Consider the following 20,745-nt stretch of genomic DNA (forward strand, 5'->3'; position numbering starts at 1 on the left):
CTCGCTATGAGGGACGGAAAGCCAGGCAGTCCGGACAATGTCTCCTGGATGCCGCACTACGCGGAGGTACGCCTAAGGTCGGGCAATGGCCCAACGGACGGATATCGACCCGGGCGTGGTGCGAGCCGCGGTGACGGCGGTCCGGGATTGGCTGCTCGACGCATCCCGTCCGGCTCCGCCACGTACCGAACTGGCGGCCGCGGTACGCGGCACCGCGCGAGCGCTGGCGACGGCGGCACCCGGACACTCGGTAGAGGTACGGGTCCCACCCTTCGTGGCGGTGCAATGCATAGAAGGGCCCCGGCACACTCGCGGCACCCCGCCCAACGTCGTGGAGACCGATCCACGGACCTGGCTGCTACTGGCGACCGGACTCCAAAGTTTCGCCGAGGCCGTCGCCGCGGGTTCGGTGGAGGCCTCCGGCAGCCGAGCCCCCGAGATCGGCCGCTGGCTTCCGCTGGTCCCCGTGCGTCCCGGCGACGACATTTCCTGAGCCGAATCGCCTGGTCAACCCCCCGCTGATGCGCGAGGGGGCGATCAGCTCCTAGAGTGGGAGTCGTGTCCGTGCTCGCCGCACCCAGCCCTGTCCTCGCAGTACCGGGAGCCGTCGCGGCCCCGCCCGGTTCCCCGGACGAGTCCGTTCCCTGGCATTACGGTGATCCGTTGGGTGAACAGCGTGCCGCCGCCGAGCGGGTCGCGATCGTGGATCGTTCCCACCGTTTCGTGCTCACCGTCACCGGCGCCGAGCGGCTCAGCTGGTTGCACACCATCACCAGCCAGCACATCACCGAACTGGGCGACGGTCGCTCCGCGGAGAATCTGGACCTCGACCTCAACGGCCGGGTTCTGCACCATTTCGTCCTCACGGAGCTGGACGCGACGGTGTGGATCGATACGGAAGCCGGCCGGGGTCCGGGGTTGCTGGAATTCCTCACCAAAATGGTGTTCTGGGCCGACGCGCAGCCGCGACCGGCCGATTACGCGGTGCTGAGCCTGATCGGTCCGCGCACCCACACGCTGACCGGCGCCCTGGGTATCGACCGGCTACCCGAAACCTACGAGGCGCTCGCGGTGTCCGGGGGTGGGTTCCTGCGCCGCATGCCCTGGCCGACCGCCGACTCATTCGATCTGATCGTGCCCCGCGACCAGCTCATGTCACGGTGGGGCGAACTCACCGCCGCCGGGGCCGAGCCGGCCGGTTCGTGGGCCTACGAAGCCCTGCGGGTCGCCGCCGTCCGGCCGCGGATCGGGCTGGACACCGATGACCGCACCATTCCGCACGAGGTGAACTGGATCGGCGGGCCTGCCGAATACGGGGCCGTCCACCTCGACAAGGGTTGCTATCGCGGTCAGGAAACCGTGGCCCGGGTGCACAACCTCGGCAAACCCCCGCGCCGCCTGGTCCTGTTGCACCTGGACGGCTCTACCGACGAGCGGCCCGCACCGGGCGAATCGGTCACTGCGGGCGGCCGTGCGGTCGGTGTCCTCGGTACGACGATCGATCACTACGAGCTCGGCCCCATTGCACTGGCCCTGATCAAGCGATCGGTTCCCGCCGACACCCAGCTCACCGTGGGCGATACGGCCGCTGCCATCGACCCCGATTCGGTGGCCGCCGACGATGCCCCGCAGGCCGGACGCCGCGCTGTCGATCGGCTCCGTGGCCGCTGACCGGCCCTCGACGATGAGCCGAGAGGAGAAGGTCATGCGGGTCGGCGCCACCGGGCGGGTACTCGCCGCATGCGTCGTGCACACCGATCTGACGGTCCCGGGCCGGGTCGGGCGCAGCGCGATCGACAAACGACCGGCGCCCGGGCGGGTTCGGGCCGGCCGGCTCGGCCTCGACGGCGACCATGTGTGCAACACCCGCGACCACGGCGGCGTCCACCAGGCGGTCTACGGCTACGCCGAGGAAGACGCGCTGCGCTGGTCGGTCGAGCTCGGACGTACCCTCGCACCCGGCTGGTTCGGGGAGAACCTGCGGATATCCGGCCTCCCGCTCAGCGACGCGGTTCTCGGCGCTCGCTGCGCCATCGGTGGCGCGGTGTTCGAGGTCAGCGCGCCCCGGGTGCCGTGCGCCACCTTCGGGCACTGGTCCGGCGAACGCCAATGGGTGCGCCGCTTCACCCTGGCGGCGAACACCGGCTGCTATTTCCGGGTCGTGACCGAGGGCGAGGTGGGCACCGGCGATCCGGTCGAGGTCGTCCATGTCCCCGACCACGGCATCACCGTCCGTGATGTTTTCACCGGCACCGACCCCGAACGGCTCGAATACCTGCTCACCGCCGAACCCACCGTCTCCGATGAGATCCGGGCCCAGGTCGCCCGGCACACCAGGCGCCGCGCGGCCACCGCGGCGAACGACCCGGCCGCCGAGCAGGAGGCGATCGGATGAGCGTCGATCTGGTCGAGGTGGTGCGCTCCGGATTCCGGGAGTGTGTGCACCGTGGCTCGGTGGTGATCCTCGGACCCGACGGCGAACCGACCTTCGAAGCCGGCTCGGTACACGTGCCGATCTACCCGCGTTCCACCAACAAACCGCTACAGGCGCTCACCCTGCTGAAACTCGGATTCGACCCGCTCGACGACGCGGAACTGGCCATCGCGACCGCTTCGCACACCGGCGAACCCGAACATGTCGAACTGGTCGAACGATTGCTGAGCCGTTTCGGATTCGGCGAAGACGACCTCGCCTGCCCACCCGACCTACCCGGCGACGAACAGACCCGGGCCGGGGTGCTGTATCGCGGGGAGAAACCCGCGAAGCGGTATATGAACTGTTCCGGCAAACATGCCGCCATGCTGGCGACCTGCGCGCTGAACGACTGGCCGGTCACCGGCTACACCGATACCACCCACCCGCTCCAGCGGGCAGTAATCGCCCAGATCACCGATGTCACCGGTGAGCCGGAAACCGATCTCGGCATCGACGGCTGCGGACTGCCCATCGTCCCGGTATCCCTGACGAACCTGGCCCGCGCCTTCGCGACCCTGGCCACCGCCCCGGAAGGCACACCCGAACGCCGAATCGCCGGAGCGCTGCGCGCGCATCCGCGGGTGATCTCCGGCACCAACGGCCCCGATCTCCTGACGATGGACGCGATCCCGGAACTGATCTGCAAGATCGGCGCCGACGGTGTGCACGCGGGAGCGCTACCGGACGGCAGCGCCTTCGCCTACAAAATCGACGATGGCGCCGACCGCGCCAGAATCCCGCTGACCATGGCAGTCCTGCAGCGTATGGGTGTCGCCTGGTCGGACGAACTGGCGGCCCTCGCGGCCCCGCCCGTTCTGGGCGGCGGAACCCGAGTCGGTGTGATCCGCGCCATACCAGGCTCTGTCCCGCCTGGCGACTGAGCGGCGAAACATCGGCAAACCGGTCGGTTGATCCGGCGGATAGCCGACTCGTGGAAGCACGACGGCCGGACACGCGCTAAAGTGTCTGTCAGGAAGATATTAATTCGAACGGGGCCGCCACCAATCCCCAGGCCGCCCCGCTGTGACGCGAGGGGGTCAGCCATGGGCCGTGGCCGGGCTAAGGCAAAGCAGACCAAGGTTGCACGCGAGCTGAAGTACAGCTCGCCGTCGACCGACTTGGCGAGCCTTCAGCGCGAGCTTTCCGGTAGTGACAACGCCCATCGTGGTGGTGTCCTCTCGGATGAGCACGACGCCGACGACTCGTTGCCCAAGTGGGACGACGACGACAGCTACGACAGCTGGCGCCGCTGACCAGATGAATACGCTCTGGGGAGGCTGTAGGGCCTCCCCTCGGCCGTTGACGCCGGTTCGCGCCGTTTCCTGCCGGGTTGGCCCGGCAGTAGATGACGTGAACCGGCGACCCGGTCCGGAACGCAGCATCTGATCACGACATCGGCGCAGGACGAGCGGTAGGCCCATCGGGCAGTCGGCTCGTCCGGTCGGCGTCGATATCCCGCCCGCCCCAGTTCGCCCGGGTGGTCTTCGAACTCCGATGCACAACGCGCGAGCGAACATGATTCACGCGTCGGAATGCTCCGCGGAAACCCAACGGCCGGAACGCCTTCGCATCGAAGACGAGCCGGCCGTTGCCGTATCCACCGGATCAGAAACGCGGATGATCACCCAGCAGCACAGCACGCGGGGCGTCCGCGTCCTTGGCCTTCTTCACGGTGCCCAGCGTCCAGCATTCGATATGGCGCGCGGTCAGCACCGCCAGCGCCCGATCGACATCCTCGGGTGCCACCACGGCGACCATCCCGACGCCCATATTGAACGTCTTCTCCATCTCCACGCGCTCCACCCGGCCGCGCTGCGCGATCATCTTGAAAACCGGCGCCGGATTCCAGGTTCCGCGATCCAGTTCGGCCACCAGCCCCGCGGGCAACACCCGAGCAAGGTTCGCCGCCAAGCCACCACCGGTGATATGCGAGAAGGTCCGGACATCGGTCTCGGCGATCAACGCCAGGCAATCCTTGGCATAGATCCGGGTCGGCTCCAGCAACTCTTCACCGAGAGTGCGGCCGAACTCCTCCACATGCCCCGTCAGCGCCATCCGGTCGATCTCCAGCAGCACCTTGCGCGCCAAGCTGTAGCCGTTGGAATGCAGTCCGGACGAACCCATGGCGATCACCACATCACCGGGACGCACCCGATCGGGCCCGAGCAGATCATCGGCCTCGACCACACCCACCCCGGTCGCCGACAGATCGTAATCCTCGGCACCCATCATCCCCGGATGCTCGGCAGTCTCACCACCCAGCAGCGCGCACCCGGCACGCACACACCCGTCGGCGATACCCGCCACCAGCTCGGCCACCCGCTCCGGCACAACCTTGCCGACCGCGATGTAATCCTGCAGGAACAGCGGCTCCGCCCCGCACACCACCAGATCGTCGACAACCATCGCCACCAGGTCCAAACCCACGGTGTCGTGCTTGTCCAGAGCCTGGGCCACCGCGATCTTCGTCCCGACCCCGTCGGTCGACGAAGCCAGCAGCGGCTCCCGATAGCTCTTCTTCAGCGCGAACAATCCGGCGAAACCACCGATCCCGCCCTGCACCTCAGGGCGGCTCGCCTTACGCGCCAGCGGGGCGAACAACTCGACAGCCCGGTCACCGGCCTCGATATCCACTCCAGCTGCGGCATAGGACGCACCGGCACCGGTGGGGTTCTGCTCAGTCATTGTCGGGGAAAGCTCCAAACCGAATCCGTGGATAATTGCCTGCTCAGAGTTTATGGCGTCGCCTCGGACGGCGGAGTGCCGGGCTGTGTTTATTTTGCGGCGCCTGCGGCGCCGCGGGTCGAGGCCCCTGGAAGTCCCGCCGCTGCGCCCTCGAGACTCGCGCTTCGCGCATACGCTTTCGAGGGCGCAGCGGCGGGACGGGCCTCGACCTTTGTGGGCCTCGTAAGACTCGGCACCGGGCAAGCGCGACCGTCCACGAAAGCAACACCCACGAGGTTTGCCGGCGATACGAGTTCCGAGAAACCCGCCAAACCCGCCGGAACAAAGGCGAGCTCACCGGCGAACGGCCACCGAAACCAAGTGACAGACACACACAACCCCCGACCGACCGACCGACCGACCGGGCACGGGCACGGGCACGGGCACGGGCACGGGCACCCTACACCCACCCGCACAATGCTCTCGGGTCCGCATGCCGACCGCGACCGCAATCCCGACGCAACCCAATGAGTCGAGTATTACGAGACACCCCAAAGGGTTGAGGCCGTCTCGCCGTTCAGGCCTCGAAGCGCATGCGCGAAGCGCGAGTCTCGAGGCCTGAACGGCGAGACCTCAGGGCCTCAACCCCCGCGCGCGCCAGCGCGCCGAAAACACAGCCTTCAGGGGCGGCTGAGGGCGCTGGCGTTGGCGTTCTGGGTGAGGACCCGCGACTGAGAACGGCCGCCGAATTCCAGCAGGTTCTTGCCGATCGCCGCCTCGGTGGGCAGTGGGATCGGGTAGTTCCCGTCGAAGCAGGCACAGCACAGCCGGGTGCGGGGCTGTTCGGTGGCGGCGACCATGCCGTCGATCGAGATGTAGCCGAGGGTGTCGGCGCCGATGGAGCGGCGTACACCCTCCACCATGTCGTGCATCGCGTCCGGGTCGGTGGGCAGGCCGTCGACACCGTCGGGATCGATACCGGCGTTGTTGGCGACCAGTTCGGCGCGGGAGGCGAAATCGATACCGTAGAAGCACGGCCATTTCACCGGCGGGGAGGCGATCCGGACATGGATCTCCAGGGCGCCGGCTTCGCGCAGCATCCGGATGAGTGCGCGCTGGGTGTTGCCGCGGACGATCGAATCATCCACCACGATGAGGCGTTTGCCGCGGATCACTTCGCGCAGCGGGTTGAGTTTCAACCGGATTCCGAGCTGGCGGATGGTTTGGCTGGGCTGGATGAAGGTGCGGCCGACGTAGGCGTTCTTCATCAGGCCCTGCCCGTAGGGCAGTCCGGAGCCCTGTGCGTAACCGACGGCGGCGGGGGTACCGGATTCGGGGACCGGGATCACCAGGTCGGCGTCGATCGGATGTTCGGCGGCGAGCCGACGGCCGATATCGACCCGGGTGGCATGGATCGAGCGTCCGGAGATGGCGCTGTCGGGGCGGGCCAAGTACACGTACTCGAAAACGCAGCCCTTGGGTTCGGGATTGGCGAATCGTGACGAGCGGACTCCGTCGGCGTCGATGGCCAGCAATTCACCCGGTTCGATCTCGCGGACGAAAGAGGCGCCGACGATATCGAGGGCGGCGGTTTCGCTGGCGACCACCCAGCCACGTTCCAGCCGGCCCAGGACCAGCGGGCGGACCCCGTGCGGGTCGCGGGCGGCGTACAGGGTGTGCTCGTCCATGAAAGTCAGGCAGAAGGCGCCACGCACCGTGGGCAGCAACTCCATGGCGGCCTGTTCGATACTCGAATCCGCGGACGCGTGCGCCAGCAGCGCGGTCATCACATCGGAGTCGGAGGTCGCCGAGACCGTTCCGGGGCGGCCGGGGCCCGCGACCAGGCCCAGTTCACGCGCCCGCTCGGCCAGTTCGGCGGTATTGACCAGGTTGCCGTTGTGTCCGAGCGCGAGCCCGGAGCCGACGGCGGTGGTGCGGAAGATCGGCTGGGCGTTCTCCCAGGTGGTGGCTCCGGTGGTGGAGTATCTGCAGTGGCCGATGGCGACGTGGCCGGGCATGGCGGCCAGGGTCTGCTCGTCGAAGACCTGGCTGACGAGACCCAGATCCTTGAAGACCAGCACCTGCGAGCCGTCGGAGACCGCGATACCCGCGGCTTCCTGCCCGCGGTGTTGCAGGGCGTAGAGGCCGTAGTAGCTGAGTTTGGCCACATCCTCCCCGGGAGCCCAGACTCCGAAGACTCCGCATTCCTCGCGGGGCGGATTCTCGGTCTCGTCGGTTGCGGTGGGATTGCTGACAGCCGGTTGGTCGGCGTGGGTCACCGTGCGCTCCCTGGTAGGGCGGGTGTGGGGGCACTCGACATTCTACGGGTGTGTCGCGCTTGCGCGTCACCGGATCAGTACTCCGGCAGCAAACGCCGCCACGTCGGCCACCACCGGCTTCGCTGACCGGCGGCAAGCCGCGCCAGCAAACCGCGGCACCCAGTTAACCCACCTTTCACCTGCTGAAACGGCGAGTGTCGGGCCTTTCGAGGTTCCTCACCGACCCTTCGATACGCTCTCGGACACCGCCGGGCCATAAGCCCCCCACACCGCCCGGCGCAACGTGGGCGATATCACCTGGCGTGGCACTCACGCGCAGCCGCCGCGCTCCGCTCATCTGGCGCGGCCGAGCAGCCGCCCGCCGGGCGGCAGATAACTGTCGACTTCGGCCCCCAGATCCTTGGCGGCGGTGGCGATATCCGCGGGTGGGAGCCGGGTTGTGACGATGAAGGGTGAGCCCGCGGCGGCGCGCCTGTCCCATGGTGGGGAGAACTCGAGATCCAGACCTATCGCCAGCTCGACCTCACCGCCGCTGCGGGTGGCGGTGAGACTCAGGTTGGGTTCGGTGAAGGTCAGCCGAGCCGGCCCGACCACCGCTGCACTGCTCGGCTCGGCCACCCCTTCACCGCTCGGCCCGGCCACCCCTTCACCGCTCGGCCCGGCCACCCCTTCACCGCTCGGCCCGGCCACCCCTTCACCGCTCGGCCCGGCCTCGGTGGCGATCCGCCCTAGCCAGTCCGCCAGCTCGACCGTGTCGTCCAGACTCAACGCCTGCCAGCGGAAGGTCCAGTTCCCCTCGGGGCAGTTCGCTGTGCCGGCGATCACCAGCCAGCTGTACCGGATTCGCGGATCGATATGGTCCGGAAACTGGTATCCGGCAATGGTGAGTTCCACACCGTATCCATCGCTGTCGATCAATCTCACCGGCGAAGTGTTTCATCATCGGGGCGATCGCGCCCGGGGTCGGCGCCGGTGACGCGACGTTGTCGCTATTCAGTGCGCCCCGACAAGGATTCAGTGGGCCCCGAAAGGGATTCAGTGCGCCCCGACAGGGTGGCCGGGCTTACGGCGGCAGCGAGCGGCGCTCGGCGGGACAGCACGGCACCGCCCGCGTTTACCGCCCAGTGCAGCAGTGCGGACGCGGAAACACTGCCCGCGTGCCCGGCCAGAGCGCCGAAGAGCAGACCCGAGAACGCCGTGAACACAACCGTGCCCGCGACGTTGTCGCCCGCGACGTGAGCCGGATGGATATGCCACAGCCCGAAGACCGCCGCCCCCGCGACCGCACCGGCCCTGCTCCCGAATTGTCTTTTCATCAAGGGGTCCAGTGTGGCCCGGAAGATCAGTTCCTCGGGGTAGACGGTGCCGAGCGGAATGTGTACGGCGACCCATTCCGCTGTGCTCACGTCCGGAGCACGGTCGCCGGGACCACCTAGTGCCCGGCGGACCGGCGGAATCTGTAGAGCCGCCGCATATCCCACTGCGACGATACCGGCGCACGCTGTCCCGTAGCGGAATCCTCGTGCGGATATCCAATTCGGACGACCGTCGCATACCAGCGCATATCCACTGGCGGCCACAGCATTCGCCAGAGTCCGCCCACGGCGATCGAGTGCGAGACGAGGCAGCAGCCAGTTGTTCCAGAGCAGCGGCGCTGTCACCGCGGCGAGTGTCCGGGCTTTCACTTCAATTCCCGCTCATAGGCTTCGTACGCTTCGATCTCGAGCCTGATCCGCTCCGCCAGTTCGGGATTCCAGCCCGGTGGGCGGGCGACCGCGGCCCAGCCGTCCAGTACCAGACTGCCGTACCGGTGGCCGTGGCCGTCCCGGACGCCCTGCGCATTGGTGAGATCCGCACTGACCTGCCAGAAGGTGACCAGCGGCACCCAGCGCATCCGCGGCGAGACATCGGGACCACGCGGTTCCGACAGCCAATCCGGCTGGGTGAAGACGAGATCCGGTGACCACCAGACGATCGGGTCGGAGGCGTGCTGCAGATAGGCGATGCGCGGCGCCCGCCATTCCGGGCCGGGACGGGCCAGATCGTCGCGGTCCCCGGCGAATCGGATAACCAGGCCGTCCGCGTAGACCGGTTCGGTCTCCGGCGACCCCGGATCACGCCGGCTCACGAACTGCTGCCAGAGGCGATTGGAGTTCGGTGGACCCACCCACAGCGCGCCGTCCACCTTCTCGCGCAGGTCGGCCAGCCCGTCGAATGCGCCCTCGGACCCCTGGGAGCCGAGACTTTCTCCGTACACCAGGAGCTTCGGCCGGTCCTCGGCCGGGCGGGTGAGGGTACGGCGATACACCGCCTCGAACAGTTCCCGGCCCGACGCGGCGACTTTATCGCGATCGGCCAGGAACGACAGCGCGCTGGGCAGGTACGAGTACTGAGTGGCCACCAAAGCCGAATCTCCCCCGTACATGTATTCGATCGCGTTGGCGGCCATGGAATTGACCCAGCCCGTGCCGGTGGTGGTGATCACGACCAGTGCCTCCCGATCGAAGGCACCGGTTCGTTCCAATTCGGCGACCGCGAGGTCGGCTTGGCTCAGCTTCGTATCCTCGACCGATTCCAGCCCGACATAGGCGCGGATCGGTTCCTTCGCGGGCCGGCCGGTGACCCTGGAGATGCGCTGGGCGCTCGGGCCGTGCGAGACGAACCAGCGGCCCTCGAACCCGAGGGTCTCCCAGGCGGCCAGGGATTCCGGGCTGCCCGAGCGTTCGGGCAGGCGGGGTTGCACGGCGTATTCGGAAGTGTGGTCGTTGCGCACGCTGAACGCCGAGTTGGCGGCGGCGAAGAAGGCGCGGGAGGCGACTCCGTTGAACAGGGTCACCACCAGCAGCACCAGAACCAGAAATCCCGCCGAGGGAGCCAGTTCACGCGGAATCTTCACCCAGCGGTTGAGCTGACGGGCCAGGTACAGGATGAGCTCCCGTGCGGTGCGATAACACGCGACCACCAGTACCCCGACCATGACGCTCAGGCCGCCGGTCCGCAGATACGCGGGCGTGGTGGTGCCCTCCATCCCCATCAGCGCGGTGATCTCGCGCTGCCAGTTCGCCGACTGCACCAGCATGTAGCCCGCGCTCAGGGCGGCCGTGATCAATACGGCGGACTTCAGGGCATACCGAGCCCAGGTGGGCGCGGACGGGATCCGGGTGAGCCGCGGCCGCACCCACAGGCGGAACAGCCATTCCAGCAGACAGCCCACGCCGTACCCGATGGCGGCGTTGATCCCGCTGATCAAGCCCTGGAACATCCAGTCACGCGGAAGCAAGGACGGTGAGACCGACGCCGCGAAGAACACGGTCGCGAACACCAGACCCACATAGTTCAGGTCGATGATCCGCTCGGCCCGCCGGACCAGGCTGACACACCGCCGCCGCAATCTCGTCACGGAATCGGCGGTTTCCAGCACCTGTCCAGTATGGCGGGCGGCACCGGCGCCGGAGGGTGGCCCGGGTCACCTCCGGCGTGGCCGCCGCGGGTCCGGATCAGGCGTGGCCGCCGAAGAGCGCGGGCAGGGTGCCCTCGTGCGCGGCCCGCAACTCGGCCATGGTGACCGAGAACTGACCCTGTATCTCGACCGAGTCCGAACCCTGATCCACCACACCGACGCGCGCCCAGGGCAGCTCCCGCGCGGTGCACATGCGAGTGAAGCGGGTCTCCTCCGAACGCGGCACCGCGACAAGTACGCGGCCGGCCGATTCGGAGAACAGCGCGACGAACGGGTCGGCGTCTTCGGGCAGCAGGATCCGGCAGCCGGTCTCACCGGCCAGGGCGGCCTCGACGACGGTCTGCGCCAGCCCACCCTCGGACAGGTCGTGGGCGGCACTGATCATGCCGTCACGCGAGCCCGCGGTCAGCACATCGGCAAGCAGTTTCTCCCGGTCGAAATCGACTTGCGGCGGCAGCCCGCCCAGATGCCCGTGGGCCACCTGCGACCAGACCGAACCGCCGAATTCGTCGCGAGTGTCGCCCAACAGGATCAGCGTCTCCCCCGGTTCCAGACCGAGCCCGGTCGGGATCCGGCGGTGGACGTCGTCGATGACACCCAGGACACCGACCACCGGGGTCGGGAGGATGGCGTTCTCGCCGGTCTGGTTGTAGAAGCTGACGTTGCCGCCGGTCACCGGGATCCCCAGCTCCACGCAGCCGTCGGCCAGGCCGCGCACGGCCTGCTGGAACTGCCACATCACGCCGGGATCCTCCGGGGATCCGAAGTTCAGGCAGTTGGTGACCGCTTTCGGAGTGGCACCGGTGACGGCCACGTTCCGGTAGGCCTCGGCCAGGGCCAGGCGCGCACCGGTATACGGGTCGAGCTTGGTGTAGTGGCCGGACGCGTCGGTGGCCAGCGCTATACCGCGACCGGTCTCCTCGTCGATACGGATCACGCCGGCGTCGGCCTGCTCGGCGAGCACGGTGTTACCGCGGACGTAGCGGTCGTACTGTTCGGTGATCCAGCGGCGGCTGCACAACTGTGGGCTGGCCACCATCTTCAGCAGCGTGTCGCGCAGTTCCTCGGCAGTCTTGGGCCGAGGCAGGGTGTCGGGAGTGTCGGCGTTGAGCGCGTCCTGATCGGCGGGCCGGCGCACCGGGCGTTCGTACACCGGGCCCTCGTGGGCGACGGTGCGCGGCGGTACATCCACCACGGTCTCGCCGTGCCAGGTGACCTCCAAGCGCTCACCGTCGGTCACCTCACCGATCACCGTGGCGAGTACATCCCATTTCGCGCAGACCGCGAGGAAGGCGTCCACGTTCTCCGGCGTGACCACCGCGCACATCCGCTCCTGCGATTCACTGGACAGCACCTCCGCGGGGGTCATATCGGCGGCCCGCAGCGGTACCCGGTCGAGCTCGATCCGCATCCCGCCGTCCCCGGCCGCGGCCAGTTCGGAGGTCGCGCAGGACAGTCCGGCACCGCCGAGGTCCTGGATCCCCACGACCAGTCCGGCGTGATACAGGTCCAGACAGCATTCGATCAGGACCTTCTCGGTGAACGGGTCGCCCACCTGGACGCTCGGCAGCTTCTTGCGACCGGTCCCGGAATCGTCGCCGGAGAAGGTGTCCGACGCGAGCACCGAGACGCCGCCGATCCCGTCGAGCCCGGTACGCGCGCCGAAGAGAATGATCTTGTTGCCGGTGCCGGAGGCAAAGGCCAGATGCAGGTCCTCCACCCGCATGACCCCCGCGCACAGCGCGTTCACCAGCGGATTCCCCTGATATGACGCGTCGAAGACGGTCTCACCGCCGATATTGGGCAGGCCCAGGGAGTTGCCGTAGCCGCCGACCCCGCGCACCACGCCGTCCACCACCCGGCGAGTATCGGCGGCATCGGCCGCGCCGAAACGCAACTGGTCCATCACCGCGATCGGACGCGCGCCCATGGCCATGATGTCGCGGACGATCCCGCCGACACCGGTGGCCGCACCCTGATACGGCTCGACATAGGACGGATGGTTGTGGCTCTCCACCTTGAAGGTGACCGCCCAGCCGTCGCCGATATCGACCACGCCCGCGTTCTCACCGATACCGGCCAGCATGGCCGAACGCATCTCCTCGGTGGTCGTCTCACCGAAATAGCGCAGATGCACCTTCGAGGACTTGTAGGAACAGTGCTCGCTCCACATCACCGAATACATGGCGAGCTCGGCATCGGTGGGCCGGCGCCCCAGAATGTCCTTGATCCGGGCGTATTCGTCGTCCTTGAGGCCGAGCTCGGCGTACGGCTGCGGCGTATCCGGGGTGGCGGCGGCGGTGACGACCGTATCGACCTGCTCAGTCACGGGGGTACCAGGATCCTTTCGTAGGTTGGCGCGCCGGCGCGCGCGAGCTCCGGCCCTCCGGTCTCCCGCCGCAGCCGCGGCAGGTGGCATCGGTGCCACGGTTCGGTCGGAACGGGGGCCTCGACGGCGGGGCCCCGACAGAGTTGATCCAGGACGAATCCTACGTCCACCTGCGCCGCACCGATTACCGACCCTACCGCCGGAAAACCCCCGTCCGGCGGTCCGGACCCGAACCGCCGGACCCGGGGCTACGGGGCGAGGAAAGCTGCCAGCGCTGCCGCGTAGGCAGTGATATCCGCGGCACCCATCATCTCCCGCGCCGAATGCATCGCCAGCTGCGGTGCTCCCACGTCCACCGTCGGCATGCCGGTGCGTGCGGCGGTCATCGGACCGATGGTGGAACCACACGGCAGATCGGCGCGATGCACATAACGCTGCATCGGCACCCCCGCCCGGTCACACGCCAGAGCGAACGCCCCGGCACCGACAGCGTCGGTGGCGTAACGAAGGTTCTGGTTGATCTTCAGCACCGGGCCGCCGTTGACCGCGATCCCGTGCGAGGGTTCGTGTCGGTCCGGATAGTTCGGGTGGGTGGCGTGTGCCATATCGCCCGAAGCGCACACCGACCCCGCGACCGCGGCCAGGAATTCGGCACGACCGCCACCGCGGGCCAGCACGATCCGCTCCAGCACCGTGGGCAGCAACTCCGACTGCGCGCCCCGGTCGGATTGACTGCCGACCTCCTCGTGGTCGAAAACAGCGAGGACCGGGACAGCGGCCCCCGGATCTTCGACCGCAGCGTGAAAAGCGCGCAGTCCCGCGTAGCAGGTGCCCTGGTTGTCCAGCCGCGGTGCACTGACCAGATCCCGGCCGGCGCCGATCACTCGGCTCGGCGCCAGATCGTGGGTCATCAGTTCCCAGCCCAGCACCGCCCCCGGGTCGACCCCCGCGGCCTCGGCCACATAGTCCAGGAACGAGGCAGGTCCACTACCCACACCCCAGATCGCGTTCACGTGCCGCTGCGGATCCAGCGTCACCCCGCGCCGATCTTCGGACAGATGGATGGCCAGCTGCGGCACCCGCAGAATCGGTTCGTCGATCCGCACCAGCCGCTCGGCCAGCCCCGACCCCTCGCGCACGCTGATCCGACCGGAGATCCCCAGTTCACGGTCCAGCCACGAGTTCAACCACGCACCGCCGTACGGTTCCATACGTACCAGCTGCCAGCCCGCGACACTCAGATCGGGATGCTGCTTGACCCGCAGATTCGGACTGTCGGTATGCGCACCCACCACCCGGAAAGGCCCCGCCTGCTCCGGATCCGCCCAAGCGACGAGAGACCCGCCACGCACGATGTAGTACCGGCCCCCGGTATCGGGCCACGACCGGGTCTCGTCGAGACGGACGAACCCGTGGGCTTCGAGATCCTCGGCCATGGTCCGGCAGACATGAAACGGCGAGGGGGACGCGTCGATGAACTCACACAACCCGGCGGCCGAAGCCGCAACAGCAGAACTCGGCATGCTGTGACCCTATGCGCGAGTGCGTGTGTTTTCGGCACCGCCCGCGGCGGCGCGGGGCCGAGGCCCTGGAAGTCCCCGCGAACCTCCAGGTCCACCTCTGTGACTACCCCGGATACCGACTACCCCGGATACCGGCGGCGAGTCTCCACTCGGCTCAGGAAGTGACCAGCGCGTCCAGCACCGAAAGGAACAACCCCAGCCCGTCGTCACTGGGCCCGGTCAACGCTTCGGTCGCGTGTTCCGGATGCGGCATCAGACCGACGACTCGCTTGTTCTCCGAGGCGATGCCCGCGATCGAACGCTGTGAGCCGTTGGGGTTGTCGCCCGCGTAGCGGAAGACCACCCGGCCCTCGCCTTCGAGTTCGTCGAGTACCGATTGTGGAGCCTGGTAGCGGCCCTCCCCGGATTTCAGCGGGACCAGGATCTGCGCGCCCGGTTCGTAGCGTGAGGTCCACGCGGTATCGGTGGCTTCGACGCTCAGCCACTCGTCGCGGCAGATGAAGTGCAGGCCTTCGTTTCGGGTGAGGGCGCCCGGCAGCAGGCCCGCCTCGCACAGCACCTGGAAGCCGTTGCAGATTCCGAGTACGGGCATACCTTTACCGGCCGCTTCGACGACTGCGCCCATCACGGGGGCGAATCGAGCGATGGCACCGCAGCGCAGGTAGTCGCCGTAGGAGAATCCGCCGGGCACGACTACCGCGTCGACTCCTTTGAGGTCGGCGTCACCGTGCCACAGGCTCACGGCTTCGGCGCCGGCCAGCCGGACCGCGCGGGCGGCGTCCACATCGTCGAGGGTGCCGGGGAAGGTGATGACCCCGATGCGGGCGGTCACGAGACGCGCACCACCTTCCAGTCTTCGATCACCGTGTTGGCCAGCAGTGATTCGGCGATCGAGGCGAGTTGGTCGTCGCTGACGTCGTCACCGACCTCGAGTTCGAAGCGTTTGCCCTGCCGGACGTCGGTGACGCCCTCGAATCCCAGGCGCGGCAGGGCACCGGCTATGGCCTGCCCTTGCGGATCCAGGATCTCGGCCTTCGGCATCACCTCGACCACGACACGTGCCACGGGTTGCTCCTCACAAAAAAAGGGGATGAGCTGCGCCCGGCGTCGGCGCCGGGACGCGGATGGGTTACCTGAGCAGCCTAATTGCCCGGTGAGCGGACGGTCGCGGCGGGTAACCGAACATATGCAGTACTAGCCTTGCGTGCATGCGTGTAGCCCACTTCGGTCACTCCTGCGTACTCGTCGAACTGGACGGGAAGAAGATCCTCTTCGATCCCGGTACGTTCTCCCACGGTTTCGAGGGCCTCACCGGACTCGACGCGATCGCCGTCACCCATCAGCACGCCGACCATATCGATCCGAACCGGATCGACCCGCTGATCGAGGCGAATCCCGGGGCACGACTGCTGTCCGATCCGCAGACCGCCGAGCTCCGGGGTGGGGCCTGGGAAGCACTGCACGCGGGCAATATCGTCGATCTCGACGGTCTGCGCATCACCGGCGGCGGCGGGCGGCACGCGGTGATTCATCCCGAGATGCCGGTCGTCGACAACACCGTCTTCCAGCTGGGTACCGCCGCGCACCCGACTCGGTTCGTCCATCCCGGCGATTCGCTGTGGGTTCCGTCCACTCCGGTCGATGTGCTCGCCGTCCCGGCCGCGGCTCCGTGGATGAAGATCAGCGAGGCGGTGGACTATCTGCGGGCGGTGGCGCCGCGGCTGGCTTTCCCGATCCACTACGGGATCATCGCCGAGCAGGCGTGGGGTGTGTATTTCGGCCGGCTCGACGAGATGCGCAAGGCCGATACCGAATTCACGATCCTGCGGCCGGAGAACGACGCCGAACTCTGATCCGGAAGTGAAACCGCCGCCCCTATCGCCGAATGGGGCGGCGGAGTCTCAGGCCGCGCGGACGGCACGCACCGGTTCCCAGCGGTACACCTCGCTGCGCGCACCGTGGTAGAGCGCGAGATCCACGGCATCGAGCACCGCCTGCCGGGGACCCGGCAGCCCCAACTGCGCGGCCGAGACGGCCAGCCGCAGCACTCCTCCACGCCGCGCGGTGCGCGCGGCGCCCAGGACCAGCGCGCGGCACCACCAGGGCTCGGCGCGGAAACCCTCGCCGATGCCGAAAACCCGCGCTTTCTGCACCGTATTGCGTTCGAGGTCGTGAATACCGGTCAAACCGAGCGACAGCCGGAACCCGACTTCGGGCAGTGCCGAGATCGCACCGGCGGAAACATCCCAGCGGGGCGCGGCGAACAATCGGGTGCGCAGACCGACCTGCTCCATGATCCGGTCGGCGGCGGTCAGGCGCAGCAATGCCTCATGCCTGGGCAAGGTCGCGAATTCGGCCCGGCGCCGTTGAGTGGCCGCCTGGTCGTACCCGTGCAACACCACCGCATCGCCACGGCCCCGGCGGCCGCGCAACCAGGTCTGGGTCGTGGAGTCGTCGGCCAGCCGATAGCCGCCCTTCAGCCGCGGCGCCACCAGCACCGACAACCGCACCCCGCGCTGATCCATCTCCTCGGCGAAACCGATAGCCGCGTCCCGGGTGGCTTCCCGGACGCCCGACACCGAAACGAGCAGCTCAGCGTTCATGTATCGACAATGGCACGCACAGATGTCCGTAGCGTGCAGTGCCGGTGACCTGCGCATGCAGGTCCGGTGACCAGCCCGTGCGGTGCGTATGGCCGGGCGGCGAACATCGGAACACGATCGGATCGCCGCCCGGCGCGGCCTATTTCTCTCCGAGACCGACGGTGTCCAGCACCCACGCGTACTCGAACGCGACCTCACGCCATTTCTCGTACCGGCCACTGACCCCGCCGTGCCCGGCACTCATCTCCGTTTTCAGGAGCAGCGGCGCGTCGCCGGTCTTGGTGGCGCGCAGTTTAGCGACCCATTTCGCCGGTTCCACGTACAGCACGCGGGTGTCGTTGATGCTGGTGATAGCCAGAATCGCCGGGTATTCCTTCGCCGCGACGTTCTCATAGGGCGAATACGATTTCATGTACTCGTAGACGTCCTTGTCCGCCAGCGGATTTCCCCACTCGTCCCATTCGATCACTGTCAGCGGCAGTGACGGGTCGAGGATGGACGTGAGCGGGTCGACGAACGGCACGTTGGCCAGCACGCCCGCGAAGAGTTCCGGCGCGATATTGGCCACGGCACCCACCAGGAGTCCGCCCGCGCTGCCACCGTCGGCGATCATCCGATCGGGCGCCGTCGCCCCGCTGTCGACGAGATGCCTTGCGCAGGCGACGAAATCGGTGAAGGTGTTCTTCTTGCTGAGAGTCTTTCCGTTCTCGTACCAGAGTCGGCCCATCTCACCGCCGCCCCGCACATGGGCGATAGCGAAAACCATGCCGCGATCGAGCAGCGAGAGCCGAGATACCGAGAAACCCGGATCCATGCTCGCCTCGTAAGAGCCGTATCCGTAGAGCAGCAGGGGTTTCGGACCCGCGACCCGATCGGTATCGCGGCGGGCCACGATCGAGATGGGGATGCGGGTGCCGTCCTCGGCGACCGCCCAATCCCGATGCTGCACATAGTCGTCGGCGTCGTAACCACCGAGCACCGGCTGTTCCTTGCGCAGCAGCAGCGCACCCGTCTCCACCACATAGTCGAACACCTGGGTCGGAGTGATGAACGAGGTGAGGCCGAGCCGCAGCGTGGGCTGATCCCATTCCGGGCAGGAACCGAGCCCCGCGCTGTAGAGCTCCAGCTCGAAATCCAGTTCCCGCAGTTCGCCGTAGCCGTCCGCGGTCAGCGGCCACACCGCGACCCGGGTCAGCGCTTCCCGGCGATAGCTGAGCACCAGTTGCCCGGCGAAGGCGTCGATATCCTCCAGCCGCACATCGTCGCGGTGCCCGATGAGGGTGCGCAGCCGCGCGGGGTCGTCGGCCGGGGCCTCGGCCAGGACGAAGTTCTCCGCCTTCACCCCGTCGATCACATCGTTGTGCAGGATCAGGAACCGGTCCTGTCCTGCCACCACCGCGTGCTCCGCCGAGTACTCGACCCCCTCGCGGCGGGGCAGCAGCACCCGGAACTCGCCGGTCGGATCGTCGGATTCCAGTACCCAGCCCTCGGTGGTGATCTTGGATCCCACCCAGATCATCAGGAATTTTTCCGACCTGGTGGCACCGACACTCACCCAGTAACGCTCGTCCGGCTCGTGGAAGACCTGCGCATCCGCGGCCGAGGTGTCGCCGAGCCGGTGCCGCCACACGGTATCGGGTCGCCAGGATTCGTCGACGGTCTGATAGAAGACGTGGGTACCGTCCAGCGACCAGGTCGCCCCGGGCGCGGTCCGGGGGATCTCGTCCCCGAGCAGTTCACCGGAGCGCAGATCCATGAACCGGAGCGTGTAGCGCTCGTCGCCGGCGGTATCCACCGAGAAGGCCAGCAGGTTTCCGTCGTGACTCACCGAGAACGCGCCGAGTGCGAAGAAATCGTGACCTTCGGCCAGCACATTACTGTCCAGCAGGACCTGTTCGCCCGGGATCTCTGTCCCGGCCTCCAACTGCGGCGGGGTCCAGGCGTCGATTCCGATGGCGTCCGCGTCGATCGGGCACCGGCAATGCACTCCGTACTGTTTGCCCTCATAACTGCGCGAGTAGTACCAGTGGTCGCCGAGCCTGGTCGGCACCGACAGATCGGTCTCCTGGGTGCGGCTCTTGATCTCGTCGAAGATCTTCTCGCGCAGCGGTGCCAGATGCGCCGTCCGGGCCTCCGTATAGGCGTTCTCGGACTCGAGGTGAGCGATGACCTCCGGGTTCTCCTTGTCCCGCAGCCACTCGTATTCGTCGACGAACAGATCGCCGTGGTGTACGCGCTCGAACGGCACCGTCTTCGCCGTGGGCGCGGCCACCGCGTCGGTTACCGGACTACCACTGTCAGCCATGGCCACCACCGTAGCGGCCCGCCCCGGGCGGCCGGGGAGACCACCGGCAACGACGGGCCCGAGCGTGCCGGCCGATCCGCTCAGGCGCCGATCGCGGGCCCGATGGTCGGCCAGGACGCTTGCAGATGGTCGTTCCAATACGACCAGGAATGCGTACCCACCGGGCTGTAGTCGACCCGGATCGGCAGACCCGCCGCGCGCGCCCGGCGTTCGAATGAGATCACACAGGTATCGACCGCGAACTCGATCGGCCCGCCGAGCACGATGTTCTCCGGCAGCTGCGGTTTCAGTTCCAGCTCGTGCGGACCGGGCAGGCCGCTACCGGTGGACAGGAACAGGGTTTTCCCGCGCAGTCGGTCCAACATGAGGGCCGGGTTGTGGGCCGCCCATTCCGGGCTGCCGCCCGGACCCCACATGTTGTCGGGGTTACCGCCCCTGGTCATGATGGAGAACTGCACCGCCACGGTCGCCAGCCCGGTATCGGGACAGGCACTGTACCCGGCGACGGCCGTGTACAGACCAGGGTGCCGGGCCGCGAGGATGTAGGCGGCATGCCCGCCCATCGACAGACCCCCGATCGCGTTCTGCCCGTTACCCGCGAATTCGCCGTCGATGATCGCCGGCAGTTCCTGGGTCAGGAAGGTCTCCCACCGGTAGTGGCCGAGCGTCGGGTCATCGCGCTGCCAGTCGGTGAAGTAACTGGCCTTCCCGCCGACCGGCAGAACCACGTTGACGTTCTTGCCGAGGAAGAACCGCTCGGCCTCGGTGGCGTTGGTCCAGGTGCTCTGGCCGACGCCCGGATCGAGCCCGTCCAGCAGGTAGTAACTGGACCGGCTCCCGCCGCCCGCCGGATGCAGGACCTGCACCTGTACGACCTGGTTCATGGCGGGGGAAGCGATGAACACCGCCGACCGCGTCGGGCTGAGCTCGTCGATCCGCACGACTTCCGCCGCGGCGGCCGGAGCGGGCCGGAGAACGGGGAGCCCGGCAGCCAAACCGACCACCCCCAGCATCAGTACAGCTATCCGAAAATATCGCACGTTCGCACCTCCTAGCCCACCCCGGAAACTAGCTCATGCCCATGCTCACCATTTCGACCCGACAAC

At 67.8% G+C, this 20,745-nt stretch carries 18 protein-coding genes; 6 read left to right on the forward strand and 12 right to left on the reverse strand.

From position 1 onward, the window contains the following. The first annotated feature begins 85 nt into the window (after positions 1 to 85). The 5 genes from OG405_RS23260 (at position 86) to OG405_RS23280 (ending at position 3,729) form a co-directional block, all read left to right on the forward strand. Positions 86 to 493: a sterol carrier family protein gene (locus tag OG405_RS23260; RefSeq protein WP_327148577.1), complete on the forward strand. Its 408-nt coding sequence runs from the start codon at positions 86 to 88 to the stop codon at positions 491 to 493. 65 nt (positions 494 to 558) lie between these two features. Continuing rightward, entirely contained in the window at positions 559 to 1,671 is a 1,113-nt protein-coding gene (ygfZ, locus tag OG405_RS23265) for a CAF17-like 4Fe-4S cluster assembly/insertion protein YgfZ (protein WP_327148578.1), read from the forward strand. Positions 1,672 to 1,705: 34 nt separating this feature from the next. Then, a complete protein-coding gene (locus OG405_RS23270) occupies positions 1,706 to 2,395 on the forward strand; it encodes an MOSC domain-containing protein (protein WP_327152460.1) in 690 nt (229 codons plus the stop codon). Then, on the forward strand, positions 2,392 to 3,357 hold the full coding sequence (locus OG405_RS23275) for an asparaginase (protein ID WP_327148579.1): 966 nt from the start codon (positions 2,392 to 2,394) through the stop codon (positions 3,355 to 3,357). The genes OG405_RS23270 and OG405_RS23275 overlap by 4 nt, the downstream gene beginning before the upstream one ends. A 162-nt stretch (positions 3,358 to 3,519) precedes the next feature. Beyond that, the gene (locus tag OG405_RS23280; protein WP_327148580.1) at positions 3,520 to 3,729 is read left to right on the forward strand and encodes a DUF3073 domain-containing protein; all 210 of its coding nucleotides are present in this window, start codon (positions 3,520 to 3,522) and stop codon (positions 3,727 to 3,729) included. Between the two features lie 352 nt (positions 3,730 to 4,081). Here OG405_RS23280 and purM read toward each other — a convergent pair whose 3' ends face one another. From purM to purS, 9 genes are all read right to left on the reverse strand, one after another. Further along, positions 4,082 to 5,161, reverse strand: coding sequence for a phosphoribosylformylglycinamidine cyclo-ligase (purM, locus tag OG405_RS23285; protein WP_327148581.1), 1,080 nt, complete (start codon positions 5,159 to 5,161; stop codon positions 4,082 to 4,084). 659 nt (positions 5,162 to 5,820) lie between these two features. Further along, entirely contained in the window at positions 5,821 to 7,419 is a 1,599-nt protein-coding gene (gene purF, locus OG405_RS23290; RefSeq protein ID WP_327148582.1) for an amidophosphoribosyltransferase, read from the reverse strand. Between the two features lie 333 nt (positions 7,420 to 7,752). Continuing rightward, positions 7,753 to 8,343: a WapI family immunity protein gene (locus OG405_RS23295; protein ID WP_327148583.1), complete on the reverse strand. Its 591-nt coding sequence runs from the start codon at positions 8,341 to 8,343 to the stop codon at positions 7,753 to 7,755. A gap of 65 nt (positions 8,344 to 8,408) precedes the next feature. After that, positions 8,409 to 9,080 (reverse strand): CPBP family intramembrane glutamic endopeptidase, encoded by a 672-nt coding sequence (locus OG405_RS23300; RefSeq protein WP_327148584.1) that lies wholly within the window; start codon positions 9,078 to 9,080, stop codon positions 8,409 to 8,411. Positions 9,081 to 9,100: 20 nt separating this feature from the next. Beyond that, positions 9,101 to 10,840, reverse strand: coding sequence for an alpha/beta hydrolase (locus OG405_RS23305; RefSeq protein ID WP_327148585.1), 1,740 nt, complete (start codon positions 10,838 to 10,840; stop codon positions 9,101 to 9,103). Positions 10,841 to 10,916: 76 nt separating this feature from the next. Further along, the gene (gene purL, locus OG405_RS23310) at positions 10,917 to 13,208 is read right to left on the reverse strand and encodes a phosphoribosylformylglycinamidine synthase subunit PurL (RefSeq protein WP_327148586.1); all 2,292 of its coding nucleotides are present in this window, start codon (positions 13,206 to 13,208) and stop codon (positions 10,917 to 10,919) included. Between the two features lie 248 nt (positions 13,209 to 13,456). Then, on the reverse strand, positions 13,457 to 14,731 hold the full coding sequence (locus tag OG405_RS23315; RefSeq protein ID WP_327148587.1) for a M18 family aminopeptidase: 1,275 nt from the start codon (positions 14,729 to 14,731) through the stop codon (positions 13,457 to 13,459). 154 nt (positions 14,732 to 14,885) lie between these two features. Beyond that, positions 14,886 to 15,563 (reverse strand): phosphoribosylformylglycinamidine synthase subunit PurQ, encoded by a 678-nt coding sequence (gene purQ / locus OG405_RS23320; RefSeq protein ID WP_327148588.1) that lies wholly within the window; start codon positions 15,561 to 15,563, stop codon positions 14,886 to 14,888. Then, positions 15,560 to 15,796 carry a phosphoribosylformylglycinamidine synthase subunit PurS gene (gene purS, locus OG405_RS23325; RefSeq protein WP_327148589.1) on the reverse strand — a complete coding sequence of 79 codons (237 nt, stop codon included), beginning with the start codon at positions 15,794 to 15,796 and terminating at the stop codon, positions 15,560 to 15,562. The genes purQ and purS overlap by 4 nt, the downstream gene beginning before the upstream one ends. A 143-nt stretch (positions 15,797 to 15,939) precedes the next feature. Here purS and OG405_RS23330 point away from each other — a divergent pair, with 143 nt between their 5' ends. Further along, entirely contained in the window at positions 15,940 to 16,584 is a 645-nt protein-coding gene (locus tag OG405_RS23330; protein ID WP_327148590.1) for an MBL fold metallo-hydrolase, read from the forward strand. 48 nt (positions 16,585 to 16,632) lie between these two features. On the opposite strand, the gene OG405_RS23335 is transcribed toward OG405_RS23330, so the two are convergent. The 3 genes from OG405_RS23335 to OG405_RS23345 form a co-directional block, all read right to left on the reverse strand. After that, positions 16,633 to 17,334, reverse strand: a complete 702-nt coding sequence (locus tag OG405_RS23335; protein WP_327148591.1) for a DUF2334 domain-containing protein — start codon at positions 17,332 to 17,334, stop codon at positions 16,633 to 16,635. A gap of 139 nt (positions 17,335 to 17,473) precedes the next feature. After that, on the reverse strand, positions 17,474 to 19,639 hold the full coding sequence (locus OG405_RS23340) for a S9 family peptidase (RefSeq protein ID WP_327148592.1): 2,166 nt from the start codon (positions 19,637 to 19,639) through the stop codon (positions 17,474 to 17,476). 80 nt (positions 19,640 to 19,719) lie between these two features. Beyond that, entirely contained in the window at positions 19,720 to 20,679 is a 960-nt protein-coding gene (locus OG405_RS23345) for an alpha/beta hydrolase (RefSeq protein ID WP_327148593.1), read from the reverse strand. Between the last annotated feature and the right edge of the window lie 66 nt (positions 20,680 to 20,745).

This window comes from Nocardia sp. NBC_01329 (assembly GCF_035956715.1).
In the GTDB taxonomy this organism is placed as follows: domain Bacteria; phylum Actinomycetota; class Actinomycetes; order Mycobacteriales; family Mycobacteriaceae; genus Nocardia.

Bases quoted from the DNA above. Each gene is read 5' to 3' on its own strand.
- OG405_RS23340 (WP_327148592.1), bottom strand. From the start codon at position 19,639: ATGGCTGACAGTGGTAGTCCGGTAACCGACGCGGTGGCCGCGCCCACG.
- OG405_RS23330 (WP_327148590.1), top strand. From the start codon at position 15,940: ATGCGTGTAGCCCACTTCGGTCACTCCTGCGTACTCGTCGAACTGGAC.
- OG405_RS23270 (WP_327152460.1), top strand. From the start codon at position 1,706: ATGCGGGTCGGCGCCACCGGGCGGGTACTCGCCGCATGCGTCGTGCAC.
- purM (WP_327148581.1), bottom strand. From the start codon at position 5,161: ATGACTGAGCAGAACCCCACCGGTGCCGGTGCGTCCTATGCCGCAGCT.
- OG405_RS23275 (WP_327148579.1), top strand. From the start codon at position 2,392: ATGAGCGTCGATCTGGTCGAGGTGGTGCGCTCCGGATTCCGGGAGTGT.
- OG405_RS23315 (WP_327148587.1), bottom strand. From the start codon at position 14,731: ATGCCGAGTTCTGCTGTTGCGGCTTCGGCCGCCGGGTTGTGTGAGTTC.
- OG405_RS23280 (WP_327148580.1), top strand. From the start codon at position 3,520: ATGGGCCGTGGCCGGGCTAAGGCAAAGCAGACCAAGGTTGCACGCGAG.
- OG405_RS23260 (WP_327148577.1), top strand. From the start codon at position 86: ATGGCCCAACGGACGGATATCGACCCGGGCGTGGTGCGAGCCGCGGTG.
- OG405_RS23335 (WP_327148591.1), bottom strand. From the start codon at position 17,334: ATGAACGCTGAGCTGCTCGTTTCGGTGTCGGGCGTCCGGGAAGCCACC.